Source organism: Moraxella sp. CTOTU47618, assembly GCF_032017425.1.
Lineage (GTDB): Bacteria > Pseudomonadota > Gammaproteobacteria > Pseudomonadales > Moraxellaceae > Faucicola > Faucicola tetraodonis.
In genome coordinates this window covers 32074-47636 of the sequence record NZ_DALZPW010000003.1, presented here as the reverse complement: position 1 = coordinate 47636, position 15563 = coordinate 32074, and the positions used below count along the sequence as shown (strand labels likewise).

The 15563-nt window shown below is 43.0% G+C and carries 12 protein-coding genes and 1 pseudogene; 6 read left to right on the top strand and 7 right to left on the bottom strand.

Annotation, left to right across the window (positions count from 1 at the left end):
* Nucleotides 1-43 precede the first annotated feature (43 nt).
* On the top strand, nucleotides 44-1111 hold the full coding sequence (locus RTS09_RS03865; RefSeq protein ID WP_312534461.1) for a TerD family protein: 1068 nt from the start codon (nucleotides 44-46) through the stop codon (nucleotides 1109-1111).
* A 383-nt stretch (nucleotides 1112-1494) separates the two neighbouring features.
* The gene (locus RTS09_RS03860) at nucleotides 1495-3732 is read left to right on the top strand and encodes an NADP-dependent isocitrate dehydrogenase (protein WP_312534458.1); all 2238 of its coding nucleotides are present in this window, start codon (nucleotides 1495-1497) and stop codon (nucleotides 3730-3732) included.
* A gap of 142 nt (nucleotides 3733-3874) precedes the next feature.
* Here RTS09_RS03860 and RTS09_RS03855 read toward each other — a convergent pair whose 3' ends face one another.
* Together RTS09_RS03855 and RTS09_RS03850 are read right to left on the bottom strand one after the other, a co-directional pair.
* A complete protein-coding gene (locus RTS09_RS03855) occupies nucleotides 3875-5224 on the bottom strand; it encodes an adenylate/guanylate cyclase domain-containing protein (protein ID WP_312534455.1) in 1350 nt (449 codons plus the stop codon).
* 39 nt (nucleotides 5225-5263) lie between these two features.
* Nucleotides 5264-5701 (bottom strand): HIT domain-containing protein, encoded by a 438-nt coding sequence (locus RTS09_RS03850; RefSeq protein WP_036601311.1) that lies wholly within the window; start codon nucleotides 5699-5701, stop codon nucleotides 5264-5266.
* A 202-nt stretch (nucleotides 5702-5903) separates the two neighbouring features.
* Between RTS09_RS03850 and RTS09_RS03845 the strand changes: the two genes are divergently transcribed.
* On the top strand, nucleotides 5904-7667 hold the full coding sequence (locus RTS09_RS03845) for a mechanosensitive ion channel family protein (protein WP_312534453.1): 1764 nt from the start codon (nucleotides 5904-5906) through the stop codon (nucleotides 7665-7667).
* On the opposite strand, the gene RTS09_RS03840 is transcribed toward RTS09_RS03845, so the two are convergent.
* Together RTS09_RS03840 and nrdA are read right to left on the bottom strand one after the other, a co-directional pair.
* Nucleotides 7664-7840: a hypothetical protein gene (locus RTS09_RS03840; RefSeq protein WP_312534450.1), complete on the bottom strand. Its 177-nt coding sequence runs from the start codon at nucleotides 7838-7840 to the stop codon at nucleotides 7664-7666. The two genes, RTS09_RS03845 and RTS09_RS03840, sit on opposite strands and share 4 nt — an antisense overlap.
* A 369-nt stretch (nucleotides 7841-8209) precedes the next feature.
* Entirely contained in the window at nucleotides 8210-10498 is a 2289-nt protein-coding gene (nrdA, locus tag RTS09_RS03835; protein ID WP_312534449.1) for a class 1a ribonucleoside-diphosphate reductase subunit alpha, read from the bottom strand.
* 534 nt (nucleotides 10499-11032) lie between these two features.
* On the opposite strand from nrdA, the gene RTS09_RS03830 reads away from it, so the two are divergent.
* From RTS09_RS03830 to tadA, 3 genes are all read left to right on the top strand, one after another.
* Entirely contained in the window at nucleotides 11033-11521 is a 489-nt protein-coding gene (locus RTS09_RS03830) for a MaoC/PaaZ C-terminal domain-containing protein (protein WP_065264179.1), read from the top strand.
* Between the two features lie 117 nt (nucleotides 11522-11638).
* Nucleotides 11639-12355: a uracil-DNA glycosylase gene (ung, locus tag RTS09_RS03825; RefSeq protein WP_060995186.1), complete on the top strand. Its 717-nt coding sequence runs from the start codon at nucleotides 11639-11641 to the stop codon at nucleotides 12353-12355.
* 17 nt (nucleotides 12356-12372) lie between these two features.
* Nucleotides 12373-12921 carry a tRNA adenosine(34) deaminase TadA gene (tadA, locus tag RTS09_RS03820; protein WP_203172052.1) on the top strand — a complete coding sequence of 183 codons (549 nt, stop codon included), beginning with the start codon at nucleotides 12373-12375 and terminating at the stop codon, nucleotides 12919-12921.
* Nucleotides 12922-13045: 124 nt separating this feature from the next.
* Here tadA and RTS09_RS03815 read toward each other — a convergent pair whose 3' ends face one another.
* The 3 genes and pseudogenes from RTS09_RS03815 to RTS09_RS03805 form a co-directional block, all read right to left on the bottom strand.
* Nucleotides 13046-13405: a HopJ type III effector protein gene (locus tag RTS09_RS03815; protein ID WP_050325100.1), complete on the bottom strand. Its 360-nt coding sequence runs from the start codon at nucleotides 13403-13405 to the stop codon at nucleotides 13046-13048.
* A gap of 275 nt (nucleotides 13406-13680) precedes the next feature.
* Nucleotides 13681-13863 (bottom strand): annotated as a pseudogene (gene csrA / locus RTS09_RS03810) (carbon storage regulator CsrA); the annotation flags it as partial.
* 318 nt (nucleotides 13864-14181) lie between these two features.
* A complete protein-coding gene (locus RTS09_RS03805) occupies nucleotides 14182-15465 on the bottom strand; it encodes an aspartate kinase (protein WP_007115684.1) in 1284 nt (427 codons plus the stop codon).
* Between the last annotated feature and the right edge of the window lie 98 nt (nucleotides 15466-15563).

Here is a 15563-nt window from a genome sequence, read left to right as displayed (position 1 = left end):
GCCCAAGTAAACTAACTACTTTGTCCGATTTTTCGAGAATTTTATGAAACATACTGATAATAACACCCTTGAATCCACTGCCACCGACACCAACTCACAGCAGCCTAGTAAGCCAAAAACCACGATTTTATACAGTGATTTGACGGACGATTCGCCGATTGTTAACGCTGTCAAATCGCCTGATAATCTGACACCCAGCACTACTACAGAAACGTACCAGATTATTTCGACGCAGTTTGCCGACCCAACGCCAGCACCATCGGTTGAAGTGAAAGCGCCCGTCAACTCATCCAATTTGACCGATAAAAACCCCAATGAGGCGGTATTGGCAAGCACCTCACCGCTGCACCATTCGCTACACAAAGTGCCAAAAATCAACCCCATGACTGATGACAAGATTTTGCAAAAAAGTCATCAGTTAGCCATTACCCAAGACGATCAACTTGAAGATGATAAAACAGCGACAGGTATAGCCGTTGAGCATATGGATGTGGTACTCAAGCAGTGGTATTTTACCGTGCAATGGCAGCACACGCAGATGCCAAAAGCAGGGCTTTACAATAAATTTAAAAAACGCACGCAAGCCATGGATCTAGACTTATCCTGCTTACTTTGTAACCGATATGGCGAGGTAATCGAAACCATTTGGTTCAAAAATGTCCGTGATAAAGCGCAATCAGTGCGTCATCAAGGCGATGAATTATTGGGCAAAAAACCATTAGGCGCTATCGATGACCGCAAAGAAGACCCTGACAACAATCAAAGCACCAAGGTCAATGATGTCAACCTCAATCAAGAAAGTATGGTGCTTTTTTTAAGTAAGCTCCCCCCGCAAGTATTTCATGTGGTGATGATCGTGTCATCTTATCATGGCTATGCGCTTAGCAAAGCGAAACAAGCGTCTTGTCAGCTCAGTGATGATGAAGGTAATGTGATTAGTGAGTTGGCTTTTACTAAACTGCCAGCTGAGACTAAGGCATTATGGTTTGCCAGTCTGACCCGTTCTGCCGATAGTTGGCGCTATAATACCGAGCATCAACCTTTAGATAATAACAAGATGGCGCTAATTGAAAAAGAAGTGAGTGAAAAATTGGTACGTACGGCCAGATGACAGGGCGTGTAGCGTAAGCTTATTGTTTCTCAGGGGTAAAATAACGAAGCAATTTTAAAGCCAAAAATTTATACATTTGAGGATGTTGCCATAGCGTCTGTCAGTGATTGGATATATTCGACACTGTGATACTGTGGTACACTATGAGCAACAAAAGGGATTGTCTTAATCGATAGGGATACATCGTATCTGCATTATTTTTCTCCTAAATATAGGTATTCCTAGATACATTATTGACTCATTATGCGGTAACCGTATACTTTGCGTTTAAAATGGTCAATCACATTTTATCCCATAATTAGTAATGCTTACTGTGAAATTTCTCACGCTGCTAGATGCATCATCTAGTGTCTCAATTAACATTCATATAAAAGAGGTTCTCTATGGCTAGTGGAAAGTCAAATATTATCTATACCTTAACTGACGAAGCACCGCTACTGGCGACTTATTCACTACTTCCTATCATTGAAACATTTACCAAACCTGCTGGCGTTGAAATCACTAAAACCGATATTTCCGTTGCCGCGCGTGTATTGGCAGAGTTCTCCGACTACCTGACCCCAGAACAACAAGTGACCGATAATCTTGCTGAGCTTGGTCGGTTGACCCAAGACCCAGACACCAATATCATCAAACTGCCTAATATCAGTGCCTCAGTGGCTCAGCTACAAGAATGTATTGAAGAGTTACAAGCCAAAGGCTACAACATTCCTAATTACCCAGAAAACCCAACCACAGACGAAGAAAAAGCCATCAAAGCCCGTTATGGTAAATGTTTAGGTTCTGCGGTAAATCCCGTATTACGTGAAGGTAACTCAGATCGCCGTGCCCCCGCTGCCGTAAAAAACTATGCCAAAAAACACCCGCATTCAATGGGTGAATGGAAACAATGGTCAAAAACCCACGTCTCTCACATGGAAGAAGGTGACTTTTACCATGGCGAAAAATCAATGACCCTTGATAAAGCGCGTAAAGTCAAAATGGAGCTCATCACCAACAGTGGCAAAGCTTTGGTGCTAAAACCCGAAGTTGCCCTACAAGACGGTGAAGTGATTGACTCAATGTTTATGAGCAAAAAAGCCTTAATCGAATTTTATGAAAAAGAGCTAGAAGATTGCCGCGAAGGTAAAATCCTGTTCTCTCTACACGTCAAAGCCACGATGATGAAGGTGTCACATCCTATCGTATTTGGTCACTGCGTGAGAGTGTACTACAAAGATGCATTCGAAAAATGGAACAAAACCTTTGACGAATTAGGTATTAATGTTAACAATGGTATGGCAGGACTATACGAAAAAATCGAAACCCTACCGACCACTATCCGTGAAGAAATCGTCCGTGACCTGCATGCCTGTCAAGAACATCGCCCCGCATTGGCGATGGTGGACTCAGCAAAGGGAATCGATAACTTCTATTCGCCAAATGATGTCATTGTAGATGCCTCAATGCCAGCGATGATTCGTAATGGTGGTAAAATGTGGGCAGCCGATGGCAAGCCTTACGACTGTAAAGCAGTGATGCCAGAATCGACCTTTGCCCGTATTTACCAAGAAGTCATCAACTTCTGTAAATGGCATGGCAACTTTGACCCAGCGACCATGGGTACCGTACCAAACGTAGGTTTGATGGCGCAAAAAGCGGAAGAATACGGCTCTCACGACAAAACTTTTGAAATCCCAGAGGCAGGTGTTGCCAATATCACTGACATTGAGACAGGCGAAGTATTGATGTCGCAAAATGTTGAAGAAGGCGATATTTGGCGTATGTGTCAAGTCAAAGATGCGCCAATTCGTGACTGGGTAAAACTGGCAGTGACGCGTGCACGTAACTCAGGCATGCCAGCTATCTTCTGGCTTGACCCATACCGCCCACATGAAAATGAGCTCATCAAGAAAGTTAAAAAATACTTACAAGAGCATGATACCGAAGGTCTAGATATCCAAATTATGTCTCAAGTTCGTGCGATGCGTTACACCCTTGAGCGTGTGGCGCGTGGTTTGGACACCATCTCAGTCACAGGTAACATCTTGCGTGACTACTTAACTGACTTGTTCCCAATTTTAGAATTAGGCACGTCAGCCAAAATGCTATCAATCGTCCCATTGATGGAAGGCGGTGGTCTTTATGAGACAGGGGCAGGCGGTTCAGCACCGAAACATGTCGAGCAGTTGGTTGAAGAAAACCACTTGCGCTGGGATTCACTCGGTGAGATGCTGGCGCTTGCCGTATCTTTAGAAGACTTAGGGATTAAAGAAAATAACCCACGGATAAAATTACTGGCAAAAACCCTAGACTTGGCAACGGGTAAATTGTTGGATAACGACAAATCACCATCACGCCGTACCGGTGAGCTCGACAACCGTGGCAGCCATTATTATCTAGCCAAATACTGGGCAGAAGAATTGGCAAACCAAGAGGAAGATAGCGAGCTTAAAACCAAGTTTGCGCCGCTTGCTCAAGCATTGTCAGAAAATGAAGACAAAATCGTTGCTGAATTAAATGATGTTCAAGGTCAAGGCGCGGATATTGGTGGTTACTATCAACCAGACCAACAAAAACTAAGCCAAGTGATGCGCCCAAGTGCGACATTTAACCAAGCACTGGCTTCGTTTGAAGCCTAATTCAATAGTATAAAAAAAGCCGAAGCTGGATGCTTCGGCTTTTTTAGTGTCTGTCTTTTTAATGTCTATAAATAGTTAAACATAGCTAAGCTAAGAATATAACTGAGTTAAAAAAATGGGTGAGCCAAAACCGTCAACATCATTATTTTTGCTTTTCTTCAACAAGCGCCAATGCAGATTTTAGCTGATTAGTAATATCATTTTTATCATAATTACGAATATCATGAAAATTTAAATGCAGGTTAAACCCAGGCAAGCTAAAGTCCACCCAATCGGTTTGTTGCATGGATTCGCTTTTAGGTTCAAGCAATTCCCATACATTCATGGCATCTTGAAAGCCTTTAAATTTAAATTGACCAACGGCTTGGCAATGATGAACATGACCAATTAAATTAAACGTACTTTCACTGATTAAAATTTGATTGTTTTGCGCGGCAGATTCAAGGCGAGAGGCAAAATTCGCTTCTTTTCCAACCACGGTATAAGTCATACGATTGCGGCTGCCAAAATTACCGACATAACAATACCCTGTATTGATACCCATACGTACGTGCAGGCCTTCAAAACCGAGTAATCGCCATTGGTGGCGCAGCACTTCCATTTCACGGCGCATCTCAATGGCCATACTGGCACAAGCAATCGCGTTATCACGGTCATTACCACCCATATCACCAAAATAGCACAATAACCCATCTCCCAAAAACTTATCGAGGGTCGCACCATATTTTTGGCTCACTTGGGTCATACGGTCAAGGTAAGTATTTAAAATATTGGCTAAATGGTCGGGGCTAATATGATCCGACAAATCAGTAAAGCCAACAATATCCGAAAACAAAATAGTTAGCTTGCGACGTTGATTAATGACTTCAACCTTGGTGTTATTTTTGACAATCGGTTGCCAAATCTGGGGCGGCAAAAAACGGGTTAATTTATTGGTTACATTGACCAAGGTATCAATCCGTGCTTGTTGCTGCGCAAGCATTTGATTTTTTTGGCGTAAGCGAATCACCAAAGAACAAATATGATAACCAACAATCAAGATATCGGTAAATACGATGACAAAATTTAAAATATCTTCTTGCTTGGCGGACAAACTAATGGCTGGTAATAAAAAATGCGCGGATATCAGACTAAGTAGACCCACTGCTACGGTTAATAATACCAACGAAACAGTGTGTTTGGTATCTGAAAAAATCAAGCGAATTAAAATCAACAACCATAACGCAAGGCTTGGGATATAGTTAAACTGCAACATACCCGTTGCCAACGCCATCAGGGTTAATACACTTGCCGAAGTAATATAGTGATTGGGCCGGATAACACTCAAAGCAGTGACAATAACGCCTGCTACCAACAGCAAAATACTGAGCGTATGATAAATAGGCGGTACATCAAGAGAGGTTAAGGTCAGCAATAAAATAAAAAATGCCGCCAGTTCAATGAATTTCGGACTTTTTAGATTGGTCGAAAGACCTTGAATGGATTCACGCAATTTAGTTTGTCTACCTCGTGCCTCGTGGTAAAATTTTTTTTAGACGTTCATTTGCCAATCAAATGGCATATCACGATGACCCCGTAGTGCCATCATTAGTGTCTGCTGCATATGGCTCAGCACTTCGGGGGTATAAGGGATGGCTGGATTACCCCATACTGGATTGGGCCAAGCAATGTCATTTTGGTAGCGCACGATATGATGAAAATGCAATTGCGGCACTTGGTTGCCAAGCGCGGCTATGTTCATTTTGTCGGCTTGAAAAGTTTTGGCAAGCTGACTTGATAGCCAGCTGGATTCACGTAAAAACTGGGCTTGGTCACTGGCGGATAGTTCGTATAATTCTTTGATACCGGGTACACGCGGAATTAAAATCAACCAAGGAAATTGACAGTCGTTCATCAAGCGGCAAGTAGATAACGGAAATTCGCCCACCAAAAAAGTATCTTTTGCTAGTTGTGGATGTAAATTAAACATAATAACTCAATGCATTTAAAAGTGTTTTTGGAATTTAAAACTGATAAAATCAAATAATGCGCGTATTTTAGCAGTTATACCTACAAGACGAAATACTTTATTCAGAATAAGCGCATTGCAATTTAGGATTTCTTAAAACATAAATCAAGGCCGTTTATTTAGCCTAACTATGTCTGAGCGTTTTACAAATTTTGGAAAGTTTATGCAGTTGTCAAAGTCTCTTAATCAATATCAGCGTCATGCTGATGCAGCATCTTTATTCCGCCGTTGTTTTATGATGGCATTGTTTGCTTTACTCGTGGTTATCACCAGTGTCAAACCCACCGCTGCATGGGCGGCTGATAGCAGTAAATCAGCCAGTAGCGCCAGCGGCACAGCCACCCCACAAGACACCTTTGGGCGTGACACCCCGCGCGGTAGCGTGCAAGGCTTTATTCAAGCCTTGGCAAAAAGTGATTGGATGCTCGCCAGCCGTTATGTGGATTTAAGTTCTAACAAAGACCCCAGTGGCACGCTCGAATCTTTAAAATCAGCACTCGATAGCGGCGGACGTATCAACGAGCAGCTACAAATTAGCAATGACCCTACCGGCAATCTCGATGACAAACTAGCGCCCAATCTCGATAAGGTCGGGGAGATCAACAATCCCTCCGCTGACAAAAAGAGTATCGACATCTTAATGCAGCGTGTCAAACAATCTAACGGCACCAATATTTGGCTGATTTCACAACAAACCTTGCAAGAAGTTGCGTCGTTATCACTCGTTACCCAGCCGACACTGGTAGAAAAGTACATTCCAAAACAATGGATTGAGAAAGATATTAAAGGCTATAGTCTTGGGCACATCGGGGCAGTGATTGCGCTCATGATAGCGATTTATCTCGCCTGTCTATTGATTAGCCAAATCTTATATATGATTATCACGCGGATTTATCTAGCGACTCACCCAGATAAAGAAAAGCAATTTCCAATTGATGGGCGTGTGGTCGTACCTGCCGCAATGGTGCTGACGGCGCTGATTATCAAAGAAGCCATGATTTTGGTGGGTATTAATTTGGTTGTGCGCAATATGGCGTCCAACCTTGCCGATATTTTATCTTGGGTATCAATGGTATGGTTGATTTTACGTATTTTGGATTTGATTTTTAAACGTGCAGAAAACTATGCCAGTAATAACCATCATCCAGAGCGGCTATCTGTCCTAAATCTGCTGCGAAAAGTCGTAAAATTGATTTTGATTGCGATTGCGACCATTGTGATTTTGGGTAATCTAGGTTACGACTTAACCACAGGTATTGCCGCATTGGGGATTGGTGGTGTGGCGTTGGCATTGGGTGCACAAAAAACGGTTGAAAATTTAGTCGGCAGTGTATCGGTAGTCGCTGACCAGCCTGTAAATGTGGGCGACTACTGCCGCTTTGGCACGCAAGAAGGTACGGTTGAGGACATCGGTATTCGCTCCACTCGCCTGCGCACCACCGATCGTACGGTGGTAACGATTCCGAATGGTAACTTCTCATCGATGAGCATTGAAAATGTCTCGCAGCGCGATATGTTTCATTTTTCGCAAGTGTTCTATATCTCGCGTGATAGCGACATCGATAAATTACGTGAATTTATGGAGCAAACACAAATTTATATCACCAATCATCCTGATACCAACAGCGTGTGGAATCAAGTGCGTATCTCTGGCACTCAGCAAGACGCGTATCTTGTTGAAGTGCGATGCTATCTCAATGTAAAAGGCGCGATGGATTTTAATCAAAAACAAACCGATATGATTTTAAAAATCGCGGAGATGATGAAAGAAGTGGGACTCAAAAATGCGTTACCGACCAGCCGTGTGATGATGGGCAAACCGATTGATATTACCTATTCAAATTTTGCCAATACTGTACCCGGCAAAGATAAAGTGGTAGCGTCAGAAAAACTGGCACAATCGGACAAGCCTGATACCAAGCCTTAGTGTCTCATAGTTTTGACATTGGCTTTTGAATTTGAATTGGGCAGGGTGGTGGCAGGTATGGCATCACCCAAGTCAACATACACAGGAATCGGACTGTCGTATGTTTGCGGCAAAGAAGCACACGAGGTAAGGTTCATGAGTAAAATGGCATAAACAATCAACGGGTTTTTCAAGTTCAAACATCCTATGTAATAAAAATCCATGCAATGAAAATTTCTAGGGCGTGTCCCTAATTCGGAACAAAGTATTTTTAATGGCCTAAAAATGCCTAAATCTGGCAAAACTGCGTTAAATTGTTTGACAATATTCCAATATTATCTGCACAATTTGCCTTGTTTTGCTGGCGATTTAGTCTATTTTTAGCCTCATTATCCAAATAGGGACACGCCCTAGGCTTTTAATAATAAAAACCTAGATATTACGTCAAAAAGATTTAGACAATCAATTTAATGGGTTATGCCATTTTTATTTGTATTTACAAAAGATAAATCACTGAATAAAAAACTAGGGATAATCCATCAGTATTATCCCTAAATACTCTCTTATAAAGTACAAGCACCGCCAGCACAGCCATTTTCAAGGTCGTCTTGGGCATCATTTGCACCGTCACGGGTGTTATGATAGTACAGCGTCTTAACACCTAATTTGTACGCCATCAACAAGTCTTGAATCATCACCTTCATCGGGACACGGCTATCTTCAAACTTGGTTGGGTCGTAGTTGGTATTGGCTGAGATACTTTGGTCAATGAATTTTTGCATAATCGCCACAAGACTCAAATAACCTTTGTTATTCGGCATTTGCCATAATAGCTCGTATTGATCTTTGAGCTTATCAATCTCAGGCACCACTTGTTTTAAAATACCGTCTTTTGATGCTTTGACAGATACCAGACCGCGAGGTGGCTCAATACCATTAGTTGCGTTAGCAATCTGGCTAGAGGTTTCTGATGGCATCAAGGCGGTCAAGGTTGAGTTACGAAGACCGTGGGTTTTGATATCGTGACGCAGTGCTTCCCAGTCGAGTTGTAGCGGCTCATTACAAATCGCATCAATATCTGCTTTATACGTATCAATCGGTAAAATACCTTGTGAATATGTGGTATCGCCAAATGCAGGACAAGCGCCTTGCTCTTTAGCCAGTTTATTGGATGCCACCAACAAATAATACTGTAAGGCTTCAAAAGTGCGATGGGTTAAACCGAGCGCTGTAGGATCTGAATATTTGGTACCATTTTTGGCAAGATAATAGGCATAGTTGATGACACCAATACCCAGCGTGCGGCGTTTCATAGAGCCATTTTTAGCAGCGGTGACAGGGTAGTCTTGGTAGTCAAGCAAGGCATCTAGCGCACGCACGATCAGTTCCGCTGGCTCTTTGATGTCTTCTAATTGATTGATTTCACCCAAATTAATGCCTGATAACGTACAAAGGGCGATTTCACCGCTTTCATCATTGATGTTGTCAAGCGGTTGGGTCGGTAGCGCGATTTCCATACATAGGTTGGATTGGCGAATTGGCGCGACACTTGGGTCAAACGGACTGTGGGTGTTGCAATGGTCAACGTTTTGCACATAGATACGACCCGTGCTGGCACGCTCTTGCATCATCAGGCTAAACAACTCTTGCGCCGGCACACTGCGTTTGCGAATAGATTCATCTTGCTCATATTGCTCATACAAACGCTCAAACTCGGCCTGATCAGCAAAGAAAGCATCGTACAAACCTGGTACATCCGATGGTGAAAACAGGGTCACGTTTTGATTTTTAATCAATCGGGTATAGATGGTTTTATTGATTTGTACGCCATAATCCATATGGCGAACACGGTTGTCTTCCACGCCGCGGTTGTTTTTGAGCACCAGCAGATTTTCCACTTCCAAATGCCAAATCGGGTAGAACAAGGTCGCTGCACCACCGCGCACGCCGCCTTGTGAACAGCATTTGACGGCAGTTTGGAATAGTTTGTAAAAAGGAATACAGCCGGTGTGCTGCGCTTCACCGCCACGAATTGGGCTACCTAATGCGCGAATACGACCCGCATTGACACCAATACCGGCACGCTGTGACACATACCGCACGATGGCACTGGTGGTGGCATTGATACTGTCTAAGCTATCATCACATTCAATTAGTACACATGAGCTAAACTGACGCGATGGGGTACGCACGCCCGACATGATTGGCGTTGGTAGTGAGATTTTAAAAGTAGAAGTCGTGTCATAAAAACGCTTGATATAATCTAATCGCGCAGCCTTGTCATATTGTTTGTCGTAACTGGCAAACAGGCACATACCGACGAGCATATACAAGAATTGTGGGCTTTCAAAGACTTGTTTGCTGACGCGGTCTTGCACCAAATATTTGCCTTCCATTTGTTTGACGGCGGCATACGCAAAGCTTAAATCACGGTTGTGGTCAATATAGTCATTGAGTATATCAAATTCTTCTTTGCTAAAGTCTTGCAAAATATGCGCATCGTAACGACCTTCTTGGGTCAGTTTGGTGACATGGTCAAACAAATGCGGTGGCTCAAATTGACCAAACGCGATTTTGCGTAAATGAAAAATTGCCAATCGCGCTGCCAAATACTGATAATCAGGCGTTGCTGCAGAAATTAAATCCGCGGCTGATTTGATTATGGTTTCATGGATGCTTTTGGTGGTGATTTTGTCATAAAACTGGATATGTGAGCTGATTTCTACTTGTGAGACAGACACATTATCAAGCCCTTCTGCTGCCCACTCGATGACTCGGTGAATCTTATCCAAATCAATTTTTTCCAAACGCCCGTCGCGTTTTTGCACGAGGATATCTTCAGTACGAGTCATAATACGTTCCTTTTTTTACCTGTTTATCAACGTCATATGTGTATGTATTAACAAGGCGCTGAATGAGAGGTGGTGAGATAAAAATGCCAAGTAAAACAGCTAACCGAAAGTATAGTAAGTGTGTGGGACGCTTTTAACGACCGCTTTTAAGCCGAAGCCACATCACGTATGTAGCATTACAAAGTCATTGCCGTATTATTGCAAGGTTTTGCAAAAAACTACTATATCTAGGGGTTGTTTTATTATTTCGCACAATATAGCCTAAAAAAATTTGTAATTCTAGCTTGTATTTTTTTCAATTTTTTGCCTATTTTTTTGCAAAAATCCTAGACGCTTGATTTTATTAGCAGTTCATCAAGTCAAGCAAAAAGATAAAAAATTTGTAATTGTTAAAATCAGATGGGTTCATGAACGCGTAGTCATTGTCATAAAAATTTGCAAAATTTATGCTATAGTCAAACTATAGTCAAACCATTAAAACGATTTTGCAATCGTGGTTTTTTATGAAATCAATCAACAAAAAAAGGACGGACAATGACAACTTTTAGTAATTTTACCTATGATGAATTAACTATCGGGCAAACTGCCAGCATGACCCGCCAAGTGACCGCAGATGATGTCAAAGCATTTGCGCTTGTTACCCATGACTACAACCCAGCGCATCTCGATAATGAGTATGCCGAGCAGAGCCAGTTTAAAGGTGTGATTGCGCATGGTATGTGGACAGCCGGTCTATTATCAGCCTTGATTGGTACCAAATTTCCAGGATTGGGGACAATTTATCTAAACCAAAGTTTGTCTTTCCGTCGTCCTGTGCATATCGATGATACCTTAACCGCGACCTTGACCGTGAAAAGTAAAGACGATAGCAAAAAATGGGTGGTGTTAGATTGCCAAGTGACCAATCAAGACGGTAAAGCAGTAGTGACAGGCGAAGCGCAAGTGATTCCCCCCACTGAAAAAACTAGCCGTGAAGCGGTCAAATTAGACGATTTTACCCTTCGTCAAACCTTCACAGAATAATCAGTCAGTATAGAATAGACAATATAGAAGTGTTGCAATTATTGACGACAATTATTTGCTACAATAAAGCCAAGAAATTCTTTGGCTTTTTTTATAATTTTTGATAGCAGATAACCCATGAAAACATTAACGCCTGAACAACAACAAATTTTAGCCAATGTCAAAATGCCGGACGATTGGAAGCACGCCTTGGCGACAGAGCTAACGAGCAGCAATATGGATAAGATTCGCCAATTTTTGCGAGATCAATATCATGCGCAAAAAGTGATTTATCCCTCGGGTAGTCAAATGTTCAATGCGTTTAATTTGACGCCTTTGTCGCAGGTTAAAGTAGTTATTTTGGGTCAAGACCCGTACCATGGCGCGGGACAAGCGATGGGGTTATCTTTTTCTGTGCCCAAAGCCATCCCCAAACCCCCGAGTCTACAAAATATTTTACGAGAGCTCGCCGCCGATTTGGGTATCGCCCCGTCAAAACATGGCGATTTGACCCATTGGGCAACCCAAGGGGTGCTGCTACTCAACAGTATGCTATCTGTAGAAGCAGGGCAGGCAGGCAGCCATCAGCGTATTGGCTGGGAAACGTTCACTGATGCAGTGATTGAGGCTGTCAATCAGCACTGTGAGCACTGTGTCTTTATCCTATGGGGAAGTTACGCACAGAAAAAAGGCCGTTTTATCGATACATCTAAGCATTTAATCATTACAGGGACGCATCCATCACCGCTTGGTGCCAATCGAGGTGGTTTTTTTGGCACGCGTCCTTTTTCCAAAGCCAATGATTATCTGATAGCGCATGGCAAAAGCCCGATAGATTGGCAATTGCCACAGTAGTTTGGGTGGTATCATAAATGAATGCTAGTGAACATAACTGTTGTGAAAGCGGCTTTTGTGACAGCGACTTTTGTGACACCGATTATGCCTTTATGCAAGCGGCGCTTGACGTTGCAGCCGAGGGCGGACAGCTGGGGGAAGTGCCAGTGGGTGCCGTGATTGTGCATCAAGGCACCATCATCGCCAAAGGCTACAATCAACCAATTTTAAGTCATGATGCCACTGCCCACGCCGAAATAGTGGCAATAAGGCGAGCGTGTCAATATTTTGATAATTACCGTCTGCCAGCGGATTGTGAACTGTTTGTCACGCTTGAGCCTTGCACCATGTGTCTAGGAGCGATTATTCACGCCAGAGTGTCGCGCTTGGTGTTTGCAGCGACAGAGCCGAAAGCGGGCATGATTGTCAGCCAGCAGGATTTTAGCAAAGTGGCGTTTTATAATCATTTTTTGACCGTAAAGCAAGGCGTAATGGCAGAGCAAAGTCGCGCGTTGTTGCAGGAGTTTTTTCGCCATCGCCGTGAGCAAAAAAAACAAATTCGCCAGCAGTTAAGGGCAAACCAATAACCAATCAGTCTCTCAAAACCATTCTTTAAAATAAAAAATATTGGATAAAAAAAGGCAACCCATCGGCTGCCTTGTTTGACGCAAAAAACGGTTAGATTTTAAGAATTAAGTATTTTCGATGAGCTTATGCCGCTTTTGGCGTTAAACAGTTACGCTGCATCAAAAAGCCTTGCCAGCCAAAAAAGCTAAAGTTACGGATATTGGCATGGTTTGTACCTTTTGGCTCTGCTTTAACACTGTCATAGTGCTCAGCAAACAGTTTTAGCGTATCTTGTTGGGTCAAATGGTTGAGTAGCGCAAAGCCGAATACTTTCGCACTGCCTTCATTGTCACCCGCCGCATTGTGCACTTCGCCATTGTTAAACTCAGTTGGGCGATAGTCATAGTAACTATCGATGATAGCTAGCACGGAAGCAAAATCTAGCGATTTGTTTTCTAGTTTAGCTAATAGTTTTGATAGTTCTAGCTTATCAATAGCGCTCATAGTTACTCCAAAAGTCAAAATAGCGACCGTCATTAACGATTAAAATAATCGTCCTCAAACGGATCAAAAGCTGGGTTAAAATTATTGTTGGTCTGACCAAAACCGCGGTTTTCCACACGGTTTTCTAAATGACGCATTTGCTGACCGCTGTTGCGCGGTTGAGAGGGTTTACTGCGCTCTTGCGGAAAGGCCTCATGACTGGCTGCCCCAAAACCACTGCGGTCTTGACCCATTCTATCATGGGCGGCAAAATCGACTGGGTGAGTATCATAACCCATGCGTTCATGCCCAGTCCGTTCATGCAGAATTCTTTGATAAATCTCTTCACGGTGTACGGCAATGTCTTTTGGCGCATTGACGCCCAGTCTGACTTGGTTACCTTTTACACCCAGTACGGTGACACTCACTTCGTCACCTATCATTAACGTTTCGCCAACACGGCGAGTCAAAATTAACATGCGTCACACTCCTTATGTCGCAACAAGTACCATCAATGTCCTATGATGATTCAACGATAAATTAGCTAAATTCGTCAAATATATTATCATGTATCATTGCCCAATGATACGTTAAAGACAGACTGCAAGGGCATAATTTAAGCCAACTCATCATGCTTGGCGGCTATTTGCCAACAGTCAAAATAGGCATTGAGGGGTCAGTTGCGTTTGTGCCCAATAAACGAGATGCCATTATAAACGAAATGCTGAAATAAAAAAAAGGTTAACACCCGCAAAACGCGGATATTAACCTTGTTTTTGTGGAGAATTACAAATTTCTTATAATCCAGCAACCTTGCTTTCACCGTCTTCACGGTCAAGACCAAAAGCGGTATGTAGCGCTTTAACCGCTTTTTCCAGTTGTTCTTCTTGAATCAGTACCGAGATTTTGATTTCGCTGGTAGAAATCATTTGGATATTGATGTTGTTTTCTGCCAGTGTTTCAAACATTTTGCTTGCCACGCCTGCATGTGAACGCATACCAACACCCACGAGTGATACTTTAACCACATTGTTGTTGCTCACGATTTCTTTGCCGCCAATCTCAGCAAGATTGTCACCCAAAATCGCTAGGGTTTTATCAAAATCCCCACGATTAACGGTAAAGGTAAAGTCGGTCAATCCGTTTTCTGCGATGTTTTGGATAATCATATCGATTTCGATATTGGCAGCACTGATCGGGCTTAAAATCGATGACGCAATACCAGGGCGATCAGGCACTGCTAAGATAGATACTTTAGCTTCGTCACGGTTAAAGGCGATGCCCGAAATAATTGGTTGTTCCATGCTGTCTCCCTCATCGGTGGTAATTAATGTACCTACATTCTTTTTAAAATCATCATCGAATTTACCATCGGCGTTTTCATCAAAACTGGATAAAACACGCAGTGGTACTTGGTATTTGCCGGCAAATTCAACCGAGCGAATTTGCAATACTTTTGAGCCAAGGCTTGCCATTTCTAGCATTTCTTCAAAGGTAATTTTTGATAATTTTTTGGCTTTTGGTGTCACCCGTGGGTCGGTAGTATACACGCCGTCGACATCGGTATAGATTTGACATTCATCGGCAGATAGGGCAGCAGCCAGTGCAACGCCTGTGGTGTCCGAGCCACCACGACCTAAGGTGTTGATGTCACCTTTTTCATCCACCCCTTGGAAACCCGCCACCACAACGACCATGCCAGCATCGAGTGCGGCACGAAGCTGACTATCATCGATATGTTGAATACGGGCTTTGGTATGACTGTCATCGGTACGAATCGCCACTTGTCCACCCGTCATTGACTTGGCGCTCACACCGATTTCATTTAATGCCATAGCAAGTAAAGAAATCGAGACTTGCTCGCCGGTTGACACCATTTGGTCGTATTCACGAGCGTTCGGCTCTTTACTGATTTGACGTGCCAAATCAATCAAGCGATTGGTCTCGCCACTCATGGCAGAGACGACAACCACCACTTGATGACCATTGTCATGCCAACGTTTGACGCGCTGTGCCACATTTTTGATACGTTCGACACTACCCATCGACGTACCACCGTATTTTTGTACGATTAAAGCCATTGTCAATACACCCTATAATATCGCGCACATTGTTTGCCATCGCTATGCAAGACTTGCCATACCAAGTCCTTGATGGATTGCTTAGCAGATTGTTTACA

What these genes read in the sequence shown, in the direction of transcription:
- RTS09_RS03865 (WP_312534461.1), top strand. Translation starts at nt 44, where the DNA reads ATGAAACATACTGATAATAACACCCTTGAATCCACTGCCACCGACACC.
- RTS09_RS03860 (WP_312534458.1), top strand. Translation starts at nt 1,495, where the DNA reads ATGGCTAGTGGAAAGTCAAATATTATCTATACCTTAACTGACGAAGCA.
- RTS09_RS03850 (WP_036601311.1), bottom strand. Translation starts at nt 5,701, where the DNA reads ATGTTTAATTTACATCCACAACTAGCAAAAGATACTTTTTTGGTGGGC.
- RTS09_RS03845 (WP_312534453.1), top strand. Translation starts at nt 5,904, where the DNA reads ATGCAGTTGTCAAAGTCTCTTAATCAATATCAGCGTCATGCTGATGCA.
- nrdA (WP_312534449.1), bottom strand. Translation starts at nt 10,498, where the DNA reads ATGACTCGTACTGAAGATATCCTCGTGCAAAAACGCGACGGGCGTTTG.
- RTS09_RS03830 (WP_065264179.1), top strand. Translation starts at nt 11,033, where the DNA reads ATGACAACTTTTAGTAATTTTACCTATGATGAATTAACTATCGGGCAA.
- ung (WP_060995186.1), top strand. Translation starts at nt 11,639, where the DNA reads ATGAAAACATTAACGCCTGAACAACAACAAATTTTAGCCAATGTCAAA.
- tadA (WP_203172052.1), top strand. Translation starts at nt 12,373, where the DNA reads ATGAATGCTAGTGAACATAACTGTTGTGAAAGCGGCTTTTGTGACAGC.
- RTS09_RS03815 (WP_050325100.1), bottom strand. Translation starts at nt 13,405, where the DNA reads ATGAGCGCTATTGATAAGCTAGAACTATCAAAACTATTAGCTAAACTA.
- RTS09_RS03805 (WP_007115684.1), bottom strand. Translation starts at nt 15,465, where the DNA reads ATGGCTTTAATCGTACAAAAATACGGTGGTACGTCGATGGGTAGTGTC.